The sequence below is a fragment of the Collimonas humicola genome (genome assembly GCF_018304945.1).
Taxonomy (GTDB): domain Bacteria; phylum Pseudomonadota; class Gammaproteobacteria; order Burkholderiales; family Burkholderiaceae_D; genus Collimonas; species Collimonas humicola.
The window spans coordinates 142,898-163,638 of the sequence record NZ_JAGQEE010000006.1; the positions used below are offsets into that span (position 1 = coordinate 142,898).

Annotated in this window: 17 protein-coding genes; 10 read left to right on the plus strand and 7 right to left on the minus strand. The window is 58.3% G+C overall.

Translation table 11 applies throughout. The features are described from left to right. Window positions 1-149: 149 nt before the first annotated feature. From KHU30_RS18105 to KHU30_RS18120, 4 genes are all read left to right on the plus strand, one after another. The gene (locus tag KHU30_RS18105) at window positions 150-716 is read left to right on the plus strand and encodes a sigma-70 family RNA polymerase sigma factor (RefSeq protein WP_211444016.1); all 567 of its coding nucleotides are present in this window, start codon (window positions 150-152) and stop codon (window positions 714-716) included. 114 nt (window positions 717-830) lie between these two features. Beyond that, the gene (locus tag KHU30_RS25400; protein ID WP_268907191.1) at window positions 831-1,022 is read left to right on the plus strand and encodes a zf-HC2 domain-containing protein; all 192 of its coding nucleotides are present in this window, start codon (window positions 831-833) and stop codon (window positions 1,020-1,022) included. Window positions 1,023-1,091: 69 nt separating this feature from the next. Beyond that, window positions 1,092-2,117 carry a tRNA (adenosine(37)-N6)-threonylcarbamoyltransferase complex transferase subunit TsaD gene (gene tsaD, locus KHU30_RS18115; RefSeq protein WP_211444018.1) on the plus strand — a complete coding sequence of 342 codons (1,026 nt, stop codon included), beginning with the start codon at window positions 1,092-1,094 and terminating at the stop codon, window positions 2,115-2,117. A gap of 252 nt (window positions 2,118-2,369) precedes the next feature. Next, the gene (locus KHU30_RS18120; RefSeq protein ID WP_211444019.1) at window positions 2,370-3,884 is read left to right on the plus strand and encodes a DEAD/DEAH box helicase; all 1,515 of its coding nucleotides are present in this window, start codon (window positions 2,370-2,372) and stop codon (window positions 3,882-3,884) included. A gap of 5 nt (window positions 3,885-3,889) precedes the next feature. On the opposite strand, the gene gluQRS is transcribed toward KHU30_RS18120, so the two are convergent. Together gluQRS and KHU30_RS18130 are read right to left on the minus strand one after the other, a co-directional pair. Further along, entirely contained in the window at window positions 3,890-4,783 is an 894-nt protein-coding gene (gene gluQRS, locus KHU30_RS18125) for a tRNA glutamyl-Q(34) synthetase GluQRS (protein WP_211444020.1), read from the minus strand. Continuing rightward, window positions 4,776-5,735, minus strand: coding sequence for a LysR family transcriptional regulator (locus tag KHU30_RS18130; protein WP_211444021.1), 960 nt, complete (start codon window positions 5,733-5,735; stop codon window positions 4,776-4,778). The genes gluQRS and KHU30_RS18130 overlap by 8 nt, the downstream gene beginning before the upstream one ends. Window positions 5,736-6,101: 366 nt before the next feature. On the opposite strand from KHU30_RS18130, the gene KHU30_RS18135 reads away from it, so the two are divergent. After that, window positions 6,102-6,677: a flavodoxin family protein gene (locus KHU30_RS18135; protein ID WP_211444022.1), complete on the plus strand. Its 576-nt coding sequence runs from the start codon at window positions 6,102-6,104 to the stop codon at window positions 6,675-6,677. Between the two features lie 103 nt (window positions 6,678-6,780). On the opposite strand, the gene KHU30_RS18140 is transcribed toward KHU30_RS18135, so the two are convergent. Then, window positions 6,781-7,674, minus strand: coding sequence for a sulfurtransferase (locus tag KHU30_RS18140; RefSeq protein ID WP_211444023.1), 894 nt, complete (start codon window positions 7,672-7,674; stop codon window positions 6,781-6,783). A 106-nt stretch (window positions 7,675-7,780) separates the two neighbouring features. Here KHU30_RS18140 and dnaE point away from each other — a divergent pair, with 106 nt between their 5' ends. The 5 genes from dnaE (at window position 7,781) to KHU30_RS18165 (ending at window position 16,489) form a co-directional block, all read left to right on the plus strand. Beyond that, entirely contained in the window at window positions 7,781-11,251 is a 3,471-nt protein-coding gene (gene dnaE, locus KHU30_RS18145; protein WP_211444024.1) for a DNA polymerase III subunit alpha, read from the plus strand. Between the two features lie 33 nt (window positions 11,252-11,284). Beyond that, entirely contained in the window at window positions 11,285-12,568 is a 1,284-nt protein-coding gene (locus KHU30_RS18150; protein ID WP_211444025.1) for an O-antigen ligase family protein, read from the plus strand. 3 nt (window positions 12,569-12,571) lie between these two features. Beyond that, window positions 12,572-14,329 carry a lipid A export permease/ATP-binding protein MsbA gene (gene msbA / locus KHU30_RS18155; RefSeq protein WP_211444026.1) on the plus strand — a complete coding sequence of 586 codons (1,758 nt, stop codon included), beginning with the start codon at window positions 12,572-12,574 and terminating at the stop codon, window positions 14,327-14,329. Window positions 14,330-14,408: 79 nt separating this feature from the next. Further along, window positions 14,409-15,524 (plus strand): glycosyltransferase family 9 protein, encoded by a 1,116-nt coding sequence (locus tag KHU30_RS18160; protein WP_211444027.1) that lies wholly within the window; start codon window positions 14,409-14,411, stop codon window positions 15,522-15,524. Between the two features lie 8 nt (window positions 15,525-15,532). Next, complete coding sequence (locus KHU30_RS18165; protein WP_211444028.1) at window positions 15,533-16,489, plus strand: glycosyltransferase family 8 protein; 957 nt, start codon at window positions 15,533-15,535, stop codon at window positions 16,487-16,489. Window positions 16,490-16,494: 5 nt separating this feature from the next. On the opposite strand, the gene KHU30_RS18170 is transcribed toward KHU30_RS18165, so the two are convergent. The 4 genes from KHU30_RS18170 to KHU30_RS18185 are packed head-to-tail and all read right to left on the minus strand — an operon-like array spanning window position 16,495 to window position 20,649. After that, window positions 16,495-17,538: a glycosyltransferase family 9 protein gene (locus KHU30_RS18170; protein ID WP_211444029.1), complete on the minus strand. Its 1,044-nt coding sequence runs from the start codon at window positions 17,536-17,538 to the stop codon at window positions 16,495-16,497. A gap of 51 nt (window positions 17,539-17,589) precedes the next feature. Continuing rightward, window positions 17,590-18,561 carry a glycosyltransferase family 8 protein gene (locus KHU30_RS18175; RefSeq protein WP_211444030.1) on the minus strand — a complete coding sequence of 324 codons (972 nt, stop codon included), beginning with the start codon at window positions 18,559-18,561 and terminating at the stop codon, window positions 17,590-17,592. Window positions 18,562-18,568: 7 nt separating this feature from the next. Beyond that, window positions 18,569-20,032: a ribonuclease G gene (gene rng, locus KHU30_RS18180; RefSeq protein ID WP_211444031.1), complete on the minus strand. Its 1,464-nt coding sequence runs from the start codon at window positions 20,030-20,032 to the stop codon at window positions 18,569-18,571. Next, the gene (locus KHU30_RS18185; RefSeq protein WP_211444032.1) at window positions 20,029-20,649 is read right to left on the minus strand and encodes a Maf family protein; all 621 of its coding nucleotides are present in this window, start codon (window positions 20,647-20,649) and stop codon (window positions 20,029-20,031) included. Before KHU30_RS18185 ends, rng begins: the two co-directional genes overlap by 4 nt. Window positions 20,650-20,741 lie beyond the last annotated feature (92 nt).

A 20,741-nucleotide genomic window follows, 5' to 3' on the forward strand; every position in this document is an offset into this window, starting at 1 on the left:
AGCAGAGCGAGGATATTGCTAAGGATTTTACTTTACCCACCGGAATAGAGGTCCATCGGGTAGAATCGTCGCTCAAAACGGTTCTTTGTCTCTGGCCGCGCATCCTGTGCGCTGCTCTTGTGCAGTATCTATCTCTTATCCGGGTTTATATGGCATTCGATCCTCGCCAGCTTGAAATATTGCGGCCACAGCTGGTGCGCTTTGCGGCGCTGCAGTTGCGCAACGACGCCCTGGCCGAAGATGCCGTGTCGGAAACGATGCTGGCGGTGTTGGAGCATCCCGATCGTTTCCAGGAACAGTCTTCGTTCAAGACCTACGTCATCGGCATCCTCAAGCACAAGCTGCTGGACCAGCTACGGCGCGGCAAGCGCGAGGTGCAGTTGAGCAGCGACGAAGACGGCGACCGCAGCGACGCCGACATGATGGATGCTCTGTTCACGCCCGCCGGGCATGCGCTGGAGGCCGCGCCTAGCTGGGGCAACCCGGACGAGACTCTGGAGCGCAAGGAGTTTTTCGATATCTTGCAGTTATGCATAGACAAGCTGCCCGCCAAGACCGGACGCATTTTCATGATGCGGGAATGGCTGGAACTGGATACCGATGCGATATGCAAGGAACTCGACATCACCGCCGCAAATGCGTGGGTGCTGTTGCATCGGGCGCGCACCCGGCTCAAGGAGTGCCTGCAGCTGACGTGGTTCGGCGTCCAGGCTTGATGCGCGGGCTTCTTGCAAGATCCAAGGGAGCACCCATATTAATTGTAAGCATTTGCCGCATGGCGCGACCAATCAATCTCGACGCGGTGCTTGCCCAGCCTTTTATTTCCTTTTATGCCCTATAAACGCCTGATTCCTCATTGCAAAGATACCCAGCAACTCTTGTCGCAGGCGCAGGATAGCAAGCTGTCGCTGTTAACCAGGGCGCGGGTGCGCATTCATTTGTGGACCTGTACCGCCTGCACACGGTTTTCGCAGCAGCTTGCATTCATACGGCAGGCGATGCAGCGGCTTGGCAAGGATTAATCGCGCCGGTGTAGAGTGGCGGCGCCGCTTTCCTTTACAATGCGGCATTGCATATGAATTGTCCCATCCATGATTGTTCTCGGCGTTGAATCCTCCTGTGACGAAACCGGTCTTGCGCTTTATGACACAAAGCGCGGCTTGCTGGCGCACGCCTTGTACTCGCAGGTCGCGATGCATGAACAGTATGGCGGCGTAGTGCCGGAACTGGCGTCGCGCGACCATATCCGGCGCGCTATCCCGCTGTTGCAGCAGGTGCTTGCCGAAAGCGGCATCGAACGCCAGGAGATCGACGCCATTGCCTATACTCAGGGTCCCGGCCTGGCAGGTGCGCTGCTGGTAGGCGCATCGATTGCCTGCGGTCTTGGCATGGCGCTGGACAAGCCGATGCTGGGCGTACACCATCTGGAAGGTCATCTGCTGTCGCCGCTATTGGCCAGCGAGCCGCCGACCTTTCCCTTTGTGGCTTTGCTGGTGTCGGGCGGCCACACCCAGTTGATGCGCGTCGACGGCGTCGGGCAATACAGCTTGTTGGGTGAAACGCTGGATGACGCCGCCGGCGAAGCATTCGACAAGTCGGCTAAGCTGCTTGGCCTCGGCTATCCGGGCGGCCCGGCGATTTCACGCCTGGCCGAGTTCGGCGATTCGTCGGCTTATCAGTTGCCGCGGCCGATGCTGCATTCGAAAAACCTGGATTTTAGTTTCTCCGGCCTCAAGACCGCAGTGCTCACGCTGGTCAAGAATCGTCCCGCGAATATTTGCGAGCAAGACAAAGCTAACATCGCGCGCGCCTTTGTCGATGCGCTGGTAGAAGTGCTGCTGGCGAAATGCCTGGCCGCATTGAAGCAGACCGGCCTCAAGCGCCTGGTGATCGCAGGCGGCGTGGGCGCTAACCAGCAATTGCGCAGCGCGCTCGATGCCGCGGCTGCCAAGCGGCGCTTTCGCGTGTACTACCCGGAACTGGAGTTTTGCACCGATAACGGCGCGATGATCGCCTTTGCCGGCGCCATGCGTTTGCAAATCAATCCGGAAGCGGCGCAGCGCAACTATGCCTTCAATGTGCGGCCGCGCTGGCCGTTGAACGAACTTGGCATCTGAGTATTAGCAAAATCCCGGCTAGGCGTATAATGCGCGACTGTGGTACAAAACGCGCCGGGTAGATGCTTAAATGACAACTTGGTTTGCGGCGCTGCTGAAGGCGCTTCCACAATCATTTGGCTCACCTTAATGAGCTGACACGAAATTCACGAATTCAATTGAAAGCATTAGTGCCTTTTTACGAACACAGGACCCAATCGGCCCCTGGATTCGTTGTTTGAGTGCAACTTGCACCGGAGGCCGCCAACTACCATGTCAGACACACAGTCCGAGATTCAAGCTGAAACAGCAGTGCCAACCACACCCTCCGTCCGTTTCGCCGACTTCGGGCTGTCTCCAGATATCCTGCGCGCGCTGAGCGATCAAGGGTATGTGCATCCGACGCCGATCCAGGCCGAAGCCATCCCTATCGTGCTGCAAGGACGCGACGTCATGGGTGCGGCGCAAACAGGAACCGGCAAGACCGCCGGTTTTTCCCTGCCGATCATCCAGTTGCTGCTGGCGCACGCCAACACCAGCGCCTCGCCGGCGCGGCATCCGGTACGAGCGTTGATCCTGACGCCGACGCGCGAACTGGCCGATCAGGTGGCGGACAACGTCAAGGCCTATTGCCGCCATACTTCCTTGCGCTCGACGGTGGTGTTCGGCGGCGTCGACATCGGGCCGCAAACCGCGGCCCTGCGTTCCGGCATCGAGATCGTGATTGCCACTCCTGGCCGCTTGCTGGATCACGTCCAGCAAAAGACGTTGAACCTGTCGCAGACGCAGATCCTGGTGATGGATGAAGCCGACCGCATGCTCGACATGGGCTTCCTGCCGGATTTGCAGCGCATCATCAACCTGTTGCCGAAAGAGCGCCAGAACCTGATGTTCTCGGCGACCTTCTCCGGTGAAATCAAGAAGCTGGCAGCGACTTTCCTCAAAAATCCGGTCACCATCGAAGTCGCGCGCAGCAATGCCACCGCCGACAACGTCACGCAAACCATGTACCGGGTTGAAGATCAGACCAAGGCCGAGGCGGTCTCGTTCATCATCCGTGAACGCAAGCTGAAGCAGGTGATCGTTTTTTCCAACACCAAGATCGGCGCCTCGAAACTGGCGCGTCACCTGGAGAACGAAGGCGTCAAGGCTTCGGCGATCCACGGCGACAAGACCCAGAATGAGCGCATGGCCGCTTTGGAAGCCTTCAAGCAGGGCGAGATCGAAGTGCTGGTGGCGACCGACGTCGCGGCGCGCGGCCTGGATATCGCCGAACTGCCATGCGTGATCAATTTTGACCTGCCGTACAACGCCGAAGACTATGTGCACCGGATTGGCCGTACCGGCCGCGCCGGCGCTTCCGGCGATGCGATTTCCCTGTATGTCGATAAGGACGAGCGCTTGCTGGTCGATATCGAAAAGATGATCAAGCATAAGTTCGTGCGCGCTGAACTGACCGGGTTTGTCGCCAAGCCGTCGAGCTCTGAGCGCTCGGGCCGTCGTGACGGCGTTGACGGCAGAGGCGATCGTGCTGGGCGTGCTGAGCGCAGCGAAGGCCGTGGCGACAGCAGCAGTGCTTCCTCCAGCCGCAGCCAGCAGCATACGCGCAGCGCCTATACCTCGACGCCGACCGGACGCCGGGAAAAAATCGATCCGTGGTTCCTCAAGCCTTACGAGCCGACGCTTTCGGCGGATGTGCAACCGGCCGCTGCGGCGCCTGTCGGCGGCTCCATCAAATCGCCGAAGGTCAAGCTGGCGGCGCTGCTGGGCGGCGTGCCTAAGCGCTGATTGCTTCAGCCCGGGCGAGTCGCTTCCAGATTCGCCCACGCCGCGGTGGCCAGGGGCCAGAATGCGGCGATATTCTCCACTTGCCCGATATCCAGTCCGAGGAACCATGCTGCCTTGTTGAGCGCTTGCAGCGGCTGCGTCATGTCGATCGCCTGCGCGCCATTCTGCTTGGATAGCTTTTCGCCGTCGGCATTGGTGATTACCGGTACGTGCAAGTATTGCGGCGTCGCCAGCAGCAGCTGGCGTTGCAGGTAAATCTGGCGGCCGGTCGAATCCAGCAGGTCGGCGCCGCGCACCACGTGGGTCACGCCCTGTTCGGCATCGTCGACCACCACGGCCAGCTGATAGGCCCAGAAGCCGTCGGCGCGTTTCAATACAAAATCCCCCACTTCGATCGCCAGGTGCTGCTGTACGCGGCCCAGCCAGCGATCGTCAAAGATGATCAGTTCATCGATATGTCCCGGATCCGGCACCCGCAGGCGATAGGCGCGGGCCGGCTTGCCGACCGGCAGGCCGCCGCGGCAGGTGCCGGGATAGACGGCCGCGCCGTCGGCGGCGACGCAGATGCGGGAATCGACGATTTCGCGCCGCGTGCAGCCGCAGGGATAGGCCAGCCGTCCGAGCCGGTCAAATGCCGCTTCATAAGCCGCGCCGCGCCGGCTTTGAAACATGACGTCGCCATCCCAATGCATGCCGAGCGCGTCCAGGTCCGCCATGATCGAGTCTGCCGCGCCCGCTGCAGTCCGGGCTTCATCCACGTCTTCCATGCGCAGCAGCCAGCGGCCATGATTGGCCTTGGCATCCAGGTAGCTGGCCATCGCCGCCACCAGCGAACCCGCATGCAAGGGACCGGTGGGTGACGGAGCGAAGCGGCCGATATAGTTTGCTTGATTAGGCATTGTTGGTCGATTCATGGTGAGGTGCCGACGGCGCTGGCGATCCGAGCAAGGCGCGCTGCGTTGCCGGTTCGCTGAGCTGGGCGATGAACCATTTGAGAGATTTTCCCACGGCTGGCGTGCGCCAGGCGATCTGCGTCTTGTCGCTAGGCTTGGCCTCGGTGGTCTGTTTTTCGATCAGCGCGCCGGAGGCGAAATGGGGGGCCGCCATCCAGCGCGGCAGATGGCCGCAGCCGAGACCGCTCAGCTGGGCCTGCAATTTTGCCGGGATGGATGGCACGGTCAGGATATCCTGGCCATTCAGCAAGCCGGAGTTGATGCTGGGCAGGGTGCGGCCGGTGTCGCCGACGGCGATTGCCCGATATTGCTGCACCAGGCTGGCGGTCAGCGGTTCGGGGGCATTTTCCAGGGGATGTCCCGGCGCTACCGCAAAGGCCCAGTCGATCGTGCCCAGCTGGCGGGTCTGGAAGCCGCCGCTCATGCGGATGCTGTCGGGGCCGCTGTGAGGAGCTCCTATCACCAGGTCGGCGCGGTCGAACAACAAAGCTTCCCACACGCCGGACAAGGCCTCGTGCGAAATGCGCAGGCGCGTGCCGGCATTTTCGCGATCGAAGGCATCGATCAGCGGCAGCAAGCTATCGAAGGGGATGATGCTGTCGAGGACGATGCGCAGTTCGACTTCCCAGCCGGTGGCGGCACGCTTGACGCGCCGTTCAAGTTCTTGCGCCGCCAGCAGCAGATGGCGGCCTTCGGTCAGCAGTTCGAGTCCGGCAACGGTCAGTTTGGCGCGATGGCCGCGGCGATCGAACAGCAATACGTCCAGGTCTTCTTCCAGTTTGCGCACGCTGTAGGTCAGCGCCGACGGCACCCGGTCCAGCTCGACAGCGGCGGCGGCAAAGCTGCCTTTGCGATCTATCGTGTCAAGAATCTGCAAAGCTTCCAGCGTCAGTTTCATTATTGCTTGAAGAGTAAAAATCAGATGACAGTCATGCCGGGCTCATGGCATGCAATTATTGTTAAAATTTCATTCAGATAAATTGAATGATATATCGAAATTTTGCCACTGTCCTAAGCTATTTCTTGCGTCTATAGTGCCAAGTAATGCGATGGATAGCTATGCGCTGTTTCTATAGTGAGATTATTTTTCGCATATATCATGAGCGGGCTTGTATTCCGGCAGGTCATGCTTAACTGACTGCTGATGCTGTCTTTGGTTCGCCGGCGCCGGAGTTTTTCAGGCACGGCGGCCGCCATCGATTTTCGTTGTTATTTCCCGTTGGTTTGCTTTGTTAACTGAGTTTTACATCAAAAGGGTATTGTCATGACCAAAGTTGCAATCGTTTACCACTCAGGCTACGGCCATACCAAAAACCAGGCTGAGGCAGTACACGCCGGCGTATTGCGTGCGCAGGGCGCGACGCCTGAGCTGATCGCCATCGATGCTGAAGGCAACCTGAGCGACGCCGCCTGGGCCTCGCTGGAAGCCGCTGACGCCATCATCTTTGGCACGCCGACCTACATGGGCATGGCGTCCTGGCAATTCAAGAAATTTGCCGATACCTCGTCGAAGCAATGGTTCGGCCAGAAATGGAAGGACAAGGTTGCTGCCGGCTTCACCAATTCGGCAACCATGAATGGCGACAAGGGCAGCACCATGAGCTACCTGATCACCTTCGCGATGCAGCACAGCATGGTGTGGGTCGGCACTGGCCTGATGCCTGCCAACAGCAAGGCGGCGCAACGCAATGATGTCAATTTCGTAGGGGGCTTCTCCGGCGCGCTGGCGCAAAGCCCATCCGACTCGTCGCCGCAGGAAGGTCCGGCGGCAGGCGATCTGGAAACCGCCAGCCAGTTCGGCCAGCGTGTTGCCGAGACGGCGCAGAAGTTCAAGAAGTAATTAACCTGAAAGGGAGGGGGCTAAAGCAACCCCTCGCATTCAGAAAACGAAAAGCCCGCTTGTCTGCAAGCGGGCTTTTTCATGGGGGCGCGACTGCCGGGGCTTAATGCGCAGCGCTGATTTCCGACGGGGCTGCAGCGGCTTCGGATGGAGGCGCCTCAGGCAGGCAATGCGGGCAGGATTTGCCGGCAACATAATGCGGCGACAGTTGCTGGCGCGGCGTCACCACGGCGCGGCAGGCATAGCATTGCACCGTTGCGGTTTCCTGCAGTTGCGGATTGAGCGCGGTGCGATAGTCGAAGACGAAGCAATCGCCGTCGTAATGGGCGCCGCCGCATTCCTCGAAATACTTGAGAATGCCGCCTTCCAGCTGATACACGCTGTCGTAGCCGATATCCTGCATGTGAATCGCTGCTTTTTCGCAACGGATGCCGCCGGTGCAGAAGGTGACGACGGTCTTGCCGGCCAGTTCGTCCTTGTGCTCGGCGACCACCGCCGGAAATTCGCTGAATTTTTCGATGCGGTAGTCAATGGTGTTTTCAAACGTGCCGACATCGACCTCAAAGGCATTGCGGGTATCCATCATGACGACCGGCCTGCCATTGTCGTCGACACCCTGGTCCAGCCAGCGTTTCAGCGTCTGCGCCTGCACCGCAGGCGCGCGGCCCAGTTCCGGCTTGATCAGCGGATGCTTCATGGTGATGATTTCCGCTTTCAGCTTGACCAGCATGCGCGTGAACGGCTGCTTTTCCGAGTAGCTTTCCTTGACTTCGATATCCGCAAAGCGCTCGTCGGCACGCAGCCACGCCAGAAACTGGTCGATTTGCTCACGCTGGCCGGCCAGGAACAGGTTGATTCCTTCCGGAGTAAGCAAGATCGTGCCTTTTAGTTGCAATTGCTTACAAATTGCAAGAAATTCAGGGCGTTTCTGCTCTGTGTCTATGAAAGTGACGAATTTATAGGCCGCAATATTGACAAAAGAGTGACTGGACTGCATGGGAAATTTCTCGGTAAGTCGTTGATTTATCAGTATTATAAACGGCGGCCATGGGTTTGCCCAATTTTGCTCAAAGTCTGTCAGGCCTCGGGGTAAAATACCGCCCATGACGACACCGCAATTTATTCATCTCCGCCTCCACTCTGAGTATTCCATCGTCGATGGCCTGGTGCGCATCGACGACGTAGTGAAAGCAGCAGCCAGCGACGGCCAGGCCGCGCTCGGCATCTCCGACCTGGCTAACCTGTTCGGCATGGTCAAGTTCTACAAAGCTGCGCGCGGCAAGGGCATCAAGCCGATTATCGGCTGCGATGTCTGGATCACCAATGACGACGAACGCGACAAGCCGTCGCGCTTGCTGCTGCTGGTCAAGAATCGCAGCGGCTATCTGCAGCTGTGCGAACTGTTGTCGCGCGCCTGGCTGGAAAACCTGCACCGCGGCCGCGCTGAAATCCGCACCGAATGGCTGGCAGGTCTCAAGGATCACGGAAATGGCGGCAACGGCCTGATTGCCTTGTCTGGCGCCCACTTCGGCGATATCGGTATGGCCATCGACAACGGCAACCTGGAAGCGGCCGAGCGCTGCATCCAGCGCTGGCAGAATATTTTCCCGGACAATTTTTATGTAGAGGTGCAGCGCGCCGAACAGCCGAACATGGAAGCGCATGTGCGCCAGGCGGTGGCGCTGGCGGCGAAGTTCGGCGTGCCGGTGGTCGCCACCCATCCAACCCAGTTCCTGGACAAGGAAGAATTTATCGCGCATGAAGCGCGCACCTGTATCGCCGAAGGCGAGATGCTGGCGAATGCGCGCCGCGTGCGCCGCTTCAATGTCCAGCAATCGTTCAAGTCGCAGGCCGAGATGGCTGAGCTGTTTGCGGACATGCCGGCGGCCCTGCAGAATTCGATTGAAATCGCCAAACGCTGCAACCTGACCCTGCAGCTGGGCAAGCCGCAACTGCCGGATTTTCCGACGCCAGACGGCATGACGATTGGCGAATTCCTGATACAGCAATCGCAGGAAGGCCTGGAGCTGCGCCTGGTACATCTGTTCCCGGACGAAGCCAAGCGTGAGCAGCAACGCCAGCGCTACCAGGACCGCCTCAAGTTTGAAACCGACACCATCATCAAGATGGGTTTCCCCGGCTACTTCCTGATCGTTGCCGAGTTTATCCGCTGGGCCAAGCAGAATGGCGTGCCGGTCGGGCCGGGACGGGGTTCCGGCGCCGGCTCGCTGGTCGCCTATTCACTGCAGATCACCGATCTGGATCCACTCAAATACAATCTGCTGTTCGAGCGTTTCCTCAACCCGGAACGGGTATCGATGCCCGACTTCGATATCGACTTTTGCCAGGAGGGGCGCGACCGCGTCATCCAGCACGTCAAGGATTTGTACGGCAAGGATGCGGTATCGCAGATCGCCACCTTCGGCACCATGGCTGCCAAGGGTGCGATCCGCGACGTCGGCCGCGTGCTCGACTTCGGCTACAACTTTTGCGACGGCATTTCCAAGCTGATCCCTTTCAAGCCCGGCAAGCACGTGACGATCGCCGACGCGATCCAGGAAGAGCCGATGCTGGCCGAGCGCCTCGAAAACGAGGAAGAGGTCAAGCAGCTGCTCAACCTGGCCCAGCAGGTCGAAGGCATCGCCCGCAACATCGGCATGCACGCTGGCGGCGTCCTGATCGCGCCGGGCAAGCTCACCGATTTCTGCCCCCTCTATACGCAGGGCGGCGATGCCGGCGTGGTCTCGCAATACGACAAGGACGATGTCGAAGCGGTCGGCCTGGTGAAGTTCGACTTCTTGGGTCTGACCACCTTGACGATCCTCGATCGGGCGGTGCGCTACATCAAGCAGCTCGATCCCGCCATGGCCGATTTCAGCCTGGAGAAACTGCCGCTCAACGACCGTGCCTCCTATGAGCTGCTGACCGCTGCCAAAACAGTCGCCGTGTTCCAGCTGGAAAGCCGCGGCATGCAAGGCATGCTGAAAGATGCGCGGCCGGATCGCTTTGAAGACATTATCGCGCTGGTGGCCTTGTACCGGCCGGGTCCGATGGACCTGATTCCCGATTTCTGCAAGCGCAAGCACGGCGAGCGCTTCGACTATCCGGATCCGCGCACCGAGGGCATCTTGTCCGAAACCTACGGCATCATGGTGTATCAGGAGCAGGTGATGCAGATGGCGCAGGTGGTCGGCGGCTACTCGCTCGGCGGCGCCGATTTGCTGCGGCGGGCGATGGGTAAGAAAAAAGCGGAAGAGATGGCCGAGCATCGCCAGATTTTCCGCGACGGCGCGGCCAAGGACGGCCTGAGCGAAGCCAAGGCCGACGAGATTTTCGACTTGATGGAAAAGTTTGCGGGCTACGGCTTCAACAAGTCGCACGCTGCCGCTTACGCATTGCTGTCTTACCATACCGCCTACCTCAAGGCACATCACCCCGCCGCGTTCATGGCCGCCAACTTGTCGCTGGCGATGGACGACACGGAAAAGATCAAGATCCTGGTGGAAGATTCGCTGGTCATCTGCAAGCTGACCCTGCTGCCGCCGGACATCAATCTGTCGGACTACCGTTTCACGCCGGAAGGCGAACCCGGCAAGAAGGCGACTTTCATCCGCTACGGCCTCGGCGCCGTCAAAGGTTCGGGACAGAATGCGATTGAAGCCATCATCGCCGCCCGCCAGGAAAAGCCCTTTGTCGACCTCTTCGATTTCTGCCTGCGCGTGGACAAGCGCCAGATCAATCGCCGCACCATTGAGTCGCTGATACGCGCCGGCGCTTTCGACTGTTTCAAGGTCGACCGCGGGATCCTGCTGGCTTCAGTGCCGCGTGCGATGGAAGCGGCCGACCAGAAGCTGGCGTCTGCCAATCAGGTGAGCCTGTTCGGCGGCGACGACAGCGATCTGGAAGCGCCCATCGAATATGTGCAGGCGACGCCATGGACCGATAAACAGAAACTGACGGAAGAGAAGAGCGCGCTCGGCTTCTATCTGTCGGGACACCTGTTCCATGCCTACGCCGCCGAAGCGCGCCGTTTTGCGCGCACGCCGCTCGGCAGCCTGGAACCGTCGCGCGAACCGCGCACACTGGCAGGCATCATTTCCGGCTTGCGGACGCAGATGACCCAGCGCGGAAAAATGATGATCGTCACCTTGGATGACGGCAGCGCGACGCTTGACGTCACTGTGTACAACGAGCAGTTCGAACCGAACAAGGCGTTTTTCAAGGAAGACGAATTCCTGGTGGTGCAGGGCAAGGTCTCGGAAGACCGTTTCAACGGCGGTTTGCGGGTTTCTGCTGAAAAGGTGATGGATATTGCCACTGCGCGGATTCATTATGGCCGCCAGTTCGTGTTGTCGCTGGTCTCCGGCGAGCAGGCGATGGATGCCGCGCTGCTGAAGAGCGTGCTGGCGCCGCATCGTACGGACAACGGCCTGCCGCTGACCTTGCGCTATGCCGGCAACGGCGTCGCCTGTGAAATCATGCTGGGCGATGACTGGCGAGTCGCGCCCAACGATGAGTTGCAGGGATCGCTGGTGGAAAAATTGGGCAAGGAGTCGGTAGCGATTGAATACTAACCAGATGTTGCCAAATATTGCCGACAACAACTTATGAGTAAAAAGCACTTTGCACTAATTTTGGAGAAAAATTTGTCGTCTTATTTCAAATGGCCAGTGTTCTTAGCCATTGTGCTGTTTCCAGCCTTATCAATCTCGTTACACAATGTCGGAAACGCATGTTTGTTCTCGTTGTTATTACTAGCGATTGTTGCCGGAGTGTGCCGATATAAACCGATGGACATAGAATTCAGTCAATTGCTGAAAGACTATTGGCCGCTACATCTCGCGATGGCTTCTTTGGTTATTGCGGTATTCCTGAACCAGCTTTTGACAGGAAAATTCGCTGTAAAGTATTACGATACGGCGCTCAGAATCGGCTTGTTCGCACCGGTATTGTGGATTGTGCTGGCACTACCGTTGAACTATTTGAAAAAGATACAGTGGGCGTTTGTGTTGGGAGCAGTTCTTGCTGTGATCAAGATCCATCTTCTGACAACAGGGGGGACTATGCGCCCTCAGAATATAGGTTTTTTGGCGACCATTCCATTTTCTGACATGGCGTTGCTGTTTGGCGTCATCGCTTTGGTTTCGATAGGCTGGAACAATCTTGACGAAAAACTGGCCTTACTGCTGAAAGTTGTAGCTTGTGGTGCCGGCATATATGTCACGATTTTGTCCCAGACCAGAGGCAGCTGGCTTGCGATCCCGGTTTTCGCTGTGACCGCCCTTATGTTGCTTAGGAATATACGTATTCGCTACAGACTGACGATTCTTGTGATTACGCTGGTAGCGCTGGGAACAGTATTTACCTGCAGCGACGTGGTTAAAACCAGAATCGCCGCCGCCAAGTCAGATATGACTCAGTATGCCGACCAGGAAAACACCGACACTTCATTGGGTGTTCGCCTGCAACTTTGGCGGGCATCATGGGAGCTGTTCAAAGAAAACCCGGTTGTAGGTGTAGGCCGAGAGAATTTCAGCGATGGCTTGGAGTCTCTGGCAGCGCGCAACGTCATTACGCCGCTGGCCACTTCCTTTTCGCACTCGCACAATGAAATCCTGTTCAATATGGCGATCCTGGGCGTGTTCGGCTTGTTGGCGATCCTGTCGATTTACCTGGTGCCTGGCTATTACTTCGCCAGGGAACTGCGGAATCCGGACAGCATAGTAAGAACAGCTGCCGGTATGGGCCTGGTTCTTTGCTTGGGCTTTTTCGTCTTCGGCCTGACCGACATGATGTTTTTCTGGAGCGTATTGGGCGGTGTGTATAGCATGAGCGTCGCGGCATTTTTTGCTTGCATCATAAAGCGTAAAAAAGAATTGAAAGCAGCCTGACCGATGAGCTCATCTTCCTATTTGACTTATTTCAAACGTCTCGCAGTTCTGCACCGGCCTTATAAAAAGCGCCTGGTCTTTGGGCTGCTCGGGATGGTGGTGACGGCGGCGACGGAGCCGCTGGTAGCGTATATTTTCAAGGTGCTGCTGGACCACGGTTTTGTTGAAAAGCCTACCTTTCCACTGTGGCTGGTGCCGGTGGCGGTGATTGGCGCATTCGTCGCCCGCGGCGCTTCGACTTTCCTGACAACCTACATGACCAACTGGGTTTCGACCCGGGTGTTGAATACTCTGCGCCAGCAAATGTTCAACCGCATCCTGAACGTCTCGATCGATTTTCATGCCACCCATACGGTAGGGCGCGTGATCAATTCGATCATGTTTGAAGTGCAGCAGATCATCGAAATGATCAGCAAGCTGTTTACGTCGATCGTGCGTTGCGTCCTGACTGTGGCGGGTTTGCTGGGCTATATGTTGTTTATCAGCTGGAAACTCACGATTGTTGCCTTGGTGCTGATGCCGCTGATGATCCTGGTGGTGCGCACCACGGCCAAGCGCTTGAAAAGGCTGAACAAGGATTCGCTGGACGTCAATGCTCAGCTGACCCAGGTCATCGAAGAAACCACGCGCGCCCAGCAGGTCATCAAGGTGTTCGGCGGCGAAGCCTATGAAAAGCGGCGCTTCGAGGAGTCGGCCGAGCATATCCGCCACTACAGCATGCGCATGACCAGCACTTTTGCCGCTACCGTGCCAGTTACGCAAATCATGATGGCTTGCGCAATGTCGGTGATGATCACGATGGGCTTGGTGCAGGCGAGCCACTCCCAGCTTACTGCCGGCGATTTCGTTTCCTTCTTGGCTGCCATGATCGCCCTGCAGGTACCGTTGAAGCAGCTGGCTGAAGTGAATGGCCCGTTGCAGCGAGGGATGGCCGCGGCGGAAGCGGTCTTCAAGCTGATCGACAGTCCGGTGGAACGCACCGGCGGCATAGAGCTGGATCGGCGGGCAATGGGAAAAATCGAATTTTCCAATGTCGGGTTTTCCTATCCAGGGCAGGACAAGCTTGCGCTGAAAGGCATCAACCTGAGCGTCGAACCCGGCGAAACCATCGCTTTTGTGGGTATGTCGGGAGGCGGGAAGTCGACTCTGGTGAACCTGATTCCCGGATTTTATTCCGTCACCGAAGGGCGCATCCTGCTGGATGATCTGCCTATCGAGGATATTTCGCTGCATAGCTTGCGGTCCCAGATCGCCATGGTGAGCCAGAACGTCGTGCTGTTCAACGACACGATCGCCGCCAATATTGCTTATGGCGACAGTGCGCCTGACCGTGCGCGCATCGAAGCGGCAGCCAAGGCAGCGCACCTGGAGGAAATGATCGCTGCTCTACCCGAGGGATATGAAACCCAGGTCGGCGATAATGGTTCGCGCCTGTCGGGCGGCCAGCGGCAACGGCTGGCGATGGCGCGCGCCATCTACAAGGATGCACCGATCCTGATCCTGGACGAAGCGACATCGGCGCTAGACAGCGAATCGGAGCGGGCGGTACAGGCTGCGCTGGATCAGCTGATGCAGGGCCGCACCACTTTCGTCATTGCCCACAGATTGTCCACCATTGAGCGTGCCAGCCGCATCGCTGTGCTGGCGAACGGCAGCATTGTTGAAATCGGCACGCATGACGAATTGTTGAGCAGGCAAGGGGCATACGCCAACCTATATCGCCTCCAGTTTTCCAAGGACGCGATGCATGTAGAGATGTAATGCCGGCGGTCTTGAGCGTCATGCTTGAGACTGCAGCCAGCCTTCATCTGGAAATATCGTCAATAAGAAAAGAAACCTCATGACAGCACAACTCGTTCCAGACGAAATTCTAAAAAAAACAGACAAGATCCTGTTCATCGCCCACCTTGCTCTCGGTGACTTTACCTACCTGCAAAACTGTTTCCAGGCGTTTGCAAAGGCCTTCCCCCATATCAAGATCCACATCTGGGTGGACGAAGTGCGCCGCACCGGCAAAGCTGAAGCGTGGCCGTTCCTGAAGAAGTATGCCTTGTACGACTGGCTGGCTGAATGCCCCTTCGTTGAACGGATTTATCAGCAAACCTACAGCCCCGCCTTGTTCGAGCAATCGATCGCCGAAGCGCAGCGGCAAGATTATCCGCTGGTGGTGTCACTATCGACCTTGCGTCCGCCGATGTACGCCACGCTGGCGCGCCAGATCAGCCCGCGCGGCTTTGTCGCAGGGATGAAAAAACCCTTTGGAATGCTCGCCGTGCACAAGCGCCTGGCATATCGCAAGCTGGATGCCGCGCTCGATCCGGACCATGGCGTGCGCTCCGGCATGCATATCAGCGAGGTCTACGCCGGCTGGTTTCAGCAATTGTTCGGCATGCCTGCCGCCGGCGCCGAACGTTATCCCTTTGTGCAGATTCCGGAGCAATGGCAAAGCTATGCCCAAAACCAGCTGCGGGAATGGGGGTTCAAATATCAGGCGCAACCGGCGACCGGCAAGCTGCTGTTTATCAATCCGTACGCTAAGAACAACAAGCGCTGCTGGCCGCTGGAGCGCGTGGTCGAACTGGTGGCTGCCCTGAATCAGATGGACGCATGGCGCGGCGCGCATTTCATCGTCAACGTGGTGCCGGAAGAGATGGCGCATGCGCAGCAGTTCTTTGCCCAGCATGCCGGGCAGCGGGTGCGCTTGTTCAGCGCCCAGGAAAATTTTTTCCAGTTGCCGGCGATACTGAGTGAATGCGATCTGATCGTATCGGTTGAAACCGCCGTGATGCATCTGGCTAACGCCGTGCACGTGCCGGTAGTGGCCCTGATGCGGCAAAAGAATCCAGAATGGGCGCCAATCGACCAGGAGCGCAGCGTGGTGATTGCCACCGCCAGCCGGCGTGACTGGGTGAAAGCGATTACCGTTGCCCAGGTAACCGAGGTCTTGGGAAGGTGACATCTGCGATGAATATGAATAGCGCAGCAGATGCTTCAGAGCCCTTGCATATTGCTTTTGGCGTAGATGCCAATTATTTTCTCGGCATGGGCGTCGCCATGGTATCGGTGCTGGAAAATAATCGCGGCCAGCCGTTGATTTTTCATGTCTTGACGCCGTCGATTTCCGACGAAAATGCCGCCAGGCTGCGCCAGCTCGAGGTGCGCTACGGGACCGAAATCAAGGTGCACATTATCGATCCGTCGATCTTCGACGAGTTCGCCGTTTTCCCCAGCTTCAGCCAGTATTCGGCGGCGATCTTCAGCCGGCTGCTGATCGCCGGTACGCTGCAGGGCGTCGCCGACAAGGTGCTTTACCTGGATGCGGACGTCGTCTGCCAGGGCAGCGTGGCGGAGCTGATGGCGATGGATATCGATGACGTTGTGGTGGCCGCGGTCGGCGACGTCGGCAGTATCGCGGAAAAGCAGATCGCAACCTTGCAGCTGTCGCACCAGCGGTATTTCAACTCTGGTGTCCTGTATATCAACGTCGACAAGTGGATGGCCAGCGATGTCTGGCACGGCGCGGTGAAGGCGATCCTGGGAACCAGCAAGAAATTTTCCTTCCCTGACCAGGATGCCCTGAACATTGTGCTGGATGGCCGCGCCAAGATCCTGCCGCCGAAGTTCAACTGGATGTACGACTTGTTTGGCGAAACCTCCTCAGGCAAGAAGATTGCGAAAGAGGCGCTGTTCGTTCATTTTGTCGGCCGTCTGAAGCCGTGGCACAACTGGTGCTGCAATCCGGAAAACCAGCTGTTTCTCAAGTACAAGGCAATCTCGCCATGGGCAGACGCTGTTTTGCATCCGCCGAAAAACTACAAGGAAATCCGCATGTATTCGCAGGGCCTGCGCAAGTCAGGCCGCCAGCTGCAAGGCTGGCTCTGGTACGCTAGGTTCGTGCTGAACAAATTTACTTCCAGGTAGGCGTCTCAGGCATTGGCGGAGATCTGCTGCTCACGGCGTTTTTGATCCAGCCACTCCAGCACGATCGTTTCAACCTGCTCTGGCGTGATGGCGCGCATGCATTCGCAAGTCATGGCGTGCTTGATTTTGCAGCCGGCGCAGTTCACCGTTTGCGACAGGGACTGCGCGCGGCGTCCCAGCGCGCCCCAGCGGCCGGGATGCATCGAGCGCGCGGTAGGAAACAGGCCGATGGTGCGCTGGCCGAATGCCGCCGACATGTGCAGCGGACCGGTGCCGCTGGCGATCAGGCCGTCGGCGGCCTGGATGAAACAAGCCAGCTGCGCCAGCGTGAGCTGACCGCAGACATTGCTTACATTCGGCAACCGCAGCAGTTCCGGCGCATGCTCGGCCAGCCACTGGCCTTCAGCGGCGCTGCCGGTCACCCACACATGTACGTCAGGCTGCCGCTCCAGGGATCTGGCCAGTTGCACAAAATAGTCGCTCGGCCATTCGCGCCCGTGCCCATTCGATTTCGGGTGGAAGATCAGGTTGAAGCGATGCGGCTGCAGCATCTGGTCCAGTGCCGCCTCGTGCGGGATCTTGAAGTGATACATGGCTGGAATCTCAGCCAGTTTCGGCACATGCCTGATGCCGAGCGGACGCAGGTACTTGAAGTTAAGTTGCGCTTCGTGACTGTCGGAACCGCCGCGCGTAAAGTGCACCGGGCGATTGCAATACCACCAGTTGAACCAGGTGCGATAGGCATTGCCGATGCGCACAGGCACGCGGGCCTTGCAGGCAGCGGCTGCCAGGCGCTTGTCGAGCTGCGCAAAGATGACGGTATCGATATCCGATTGCGCAAAAAAGGCAGCCGGATCGCTCAGGCTTTCCATCTCTATCACGGCATCCACCGTCGTGCAGTAGCGCACCACCGACGCTGCGTAAGCACGGCACAGGAAGCTGATTTTTATTTCAGGGAAGTGCTGCTTGATATACGCGGTAAGAGGGAGCGTGAGGACGACGTCGCCGATGTTATCGGTGCGACAAATCAAGATATGCGAAATTGCCATGGTCAAATCGATTTGCAAAAAAGCTGGGTAAGGTGATCCCACAAGCGGCACTTATCTGGCCGCCAGATATTTCATATACCACTTGAAGCTGGCCAGCATCTGCCCGCGTTTCATCAGGAAGCGCGAATACATCCTCATCTCTTTGTAGTTCCTGGGCGCTTTATCCAGCGCCAGGTCGGCCCATGGAGAGAGCGCCTGGTATTTGACGAACAAGTCCCTGGAGGCATGCAGGCACCAGTCGTTCCACGGCTTGACGGCGCCTGCAAAGTGGATGAAGACGACCGCGCCGATATCGCGCATCTGGCGCTTGTCCTTTTCCAGGTCATGGATCAGGTCATACAGGAAATTCCATTTGCGCGGGATGTACTGGATTTTCCCTTCCAGCACCACGTTCAGCGCATCCTGGTCGGGGAAACGATACTCCTTTCCATTCTCCAGGATGGCGTGGATGGTTTTCTCAGTGATTTCCTGCGCCATCCAGTTTTCGACATGCATGTACATCACGCCGGAATTGAAATACTTCCCCGATGCCAGCTGCAGGGCGGCGCAGCGCCTTCTGGTAGTTTCGTCGGCATCCGGCACTACAATCGCGGCGCTGTCGCCGAACTCCATGCCGAGCAACTCGGCCATGCTGCCGACGCACAGGATGTCGGCGTCCAGGTACAGCACCTTGTTGCACAGCCCACGCAAGGTCGAGGGGATCAGTAAGCGGGTGAAGATGGTTGGCGAGTAGTAGGAAAATTGCGAGATGTGGGCGAACGGCTTGAATACATCCGGATCGATGATGTGGATGTGCGTCTTGAGCCCATACATTGCTTCCAGCTGCTTGAAGCGGGTCCGATTGTCGTCGGAAAGCTTGAAGGCGAACACATGAAAGGTGAATTTCACGCCCGGGCTGTTGGCGATGATGGAGGCGATGGTCGCGCCCATGCTGCGGCAGTAGTGGTCGTCGACGCAGAAGGCGACGTGGAAGGAATCGTCCACTACAGTGTCAGCCGAAGAAAGCGGTAAAGAATTGTTCATGCAAACCTTACATAAGAATGATGTCGTACTGTTCCTGCGGATAAACCGTTTCCACCTGCAGCGAAATCGGCTTATGGATGAAGTCGCCCAGCATTGCCAGATGCTGGGATTCTTCTTCGAGGAACATGTCGACCACCACTTGCGACGCCAGGATGCGGAATTCGCGCGGGTTGAACTGCTTGGCTTCGCGCAGCACTTCGCGCAGGATTTCGTAGCAGATGGTGCGCGCGGTCTTGACCTGGCCCTTGCCGTTGCAGGCAGGGCAGGGCTCGCACAGGATGTGCGCCAGCGATTCGCGGGTGCGCTTGCGCGTCATTTCCACCAGGCCCAGCGCGGAAAATTCCGATACCGATTTCTTGGTGCGGTCGCGCAGCAAGGCCTTGTGCAGCTCGGCCAGCACGGCGCTCTTGTGCTCGCCGTTTTCCATGTCGATGAAATCGAGAATGATGATGCCGCCCAGGTTGCGCAAGCGCAGCTGGCGTGCGATCGCGTGCGCCGCTTCCAGGTTGGTCTTGAAGATCGTGTCGTCGAAATTGCGGCCATTGACGAAGCTGCCGGTGTTGACGTCGATGGTGGTCATGGCCTCGGTCTGGTCGACGATCAGGTAGCCGCCGGACTTGAGCGGCACGCGGCGGCTCAGGGCTTCCAGGATTTCTTCCTCCACGCCGTAGAGATCGAACAAGGGACGTTCGCCGGTGTAGTGCATCAGCCGCTCGGTCACCGACGGCGTATAGCTGGCAGCGAATTCCTGCAGCTTCTGGAAATTTTCGCGCGAGTCGACCTGGATGGTGGTGGTCTCGTCATTGACGAAATCGCGCAGTACCCGCTGCGCCAGGCTCAGGTCCTGGTGCAGCAAGGTCGGCGCCGGCTTGGTCTTGGTCAGCAGCGTGATCGAGGACCAGGTCTTGCGCAGGTATTCGATGTCCATCTGCAGGTCCGCTTCCGGCGCATCCTCGGCCATGGTGCGGATGATGAAGCCGCCTTTTTCTTCCGGCGGCAGCAGCTTCTGCACCTTGTTTTTCAGCAGCTCGCGTTCCGCTTCGTTTTCGATGCGCTGCGAAATGCCGATATGGCGGTCTTGCGGCAGATACACCAGCATGCGGCCGGCGATGGAAATCTGGGTCGACAGGCGGGCGCCCTTGGTGCCGATAGGGTCCTTGACCACTTGCACGGTCAGCGACTGGCCGTCGAACAAGAGTTTTTCGATCGGCGTCTGCTGCGCCGCCTGGCCATCGTGGGCGCGGGTTTCCCAGATGTCGGCGACGTGCAGGAAGGCGGCGCGTTCCAGGCCGATATCGATGAATGCCGATTGCATGCCGGGCAGCACGCGCACCACCTTGCCCAGGTAGATATTGCCGGCCAGGCCGCGCGACAAGGTGCGTTCGATGTGCAGCTCTTGCACCGCGCCCTGGAAAATCAGGGCGACGCGGGTTTCCTGCGGCGTGATGTTGACGAGGATGTCTTCGCTCATAAAATGCGGATGCCTGCCTGTTGAAGTAATTGTGCGGTTTCGAAAAGCGGCAGTCCCATGATGCCGGAATGGCTGCCGCGTATGCTTTCGATGAAGATCGCTGCCGGCCCCTGGATGCCATAGCCTCCCGCTTTGTCATAAGGCTCGCTGGTATCGCAGTAGGCATCGATCATGGCAGCGCTCAAGCTTTGGAATATGACATCGGAAACCTGCGTGAGTTGCCACGATTGTTCCTGATGGATAACGGCGACGCTGGTGAGCACCTGATGCGTACGGCCGGACAGCATTTGCAGCATCTCGACCGCTTCGCGCCTGTTTGCAGGTTTGCCGAGAATCAGGCCGTCGATCGTGACCGTGGTGTCGGCAGCCAGTATCGGCCGTGCCGGCAGGCTGCGCCACACCATCATCTGATGCGCGGCGCGGGCTTTTTCCATGGTGACCCGGGCGACATAGTGCTGCGGCAATTCATCCGGCAGGACATCCTCGCTGACGTCGGGGCCGCGCGGCGTCTGGTCGCGCAGCAGCAGCAATTCGAAGACCACGCCGATCTGGCGCAGCAGCTCGCGGCGGCGCGGGCTTTTCGAAGCAAGATAGATTTTCTGGTAAGGATTTTTCATTGCTGGCTTTACGGCAGATGCGGCGTCGGATGTTTCCAGCGATTATTACAGAGTTACGCGCTCGACGGGGGTGTTTTACCGCGCCCCAGGTG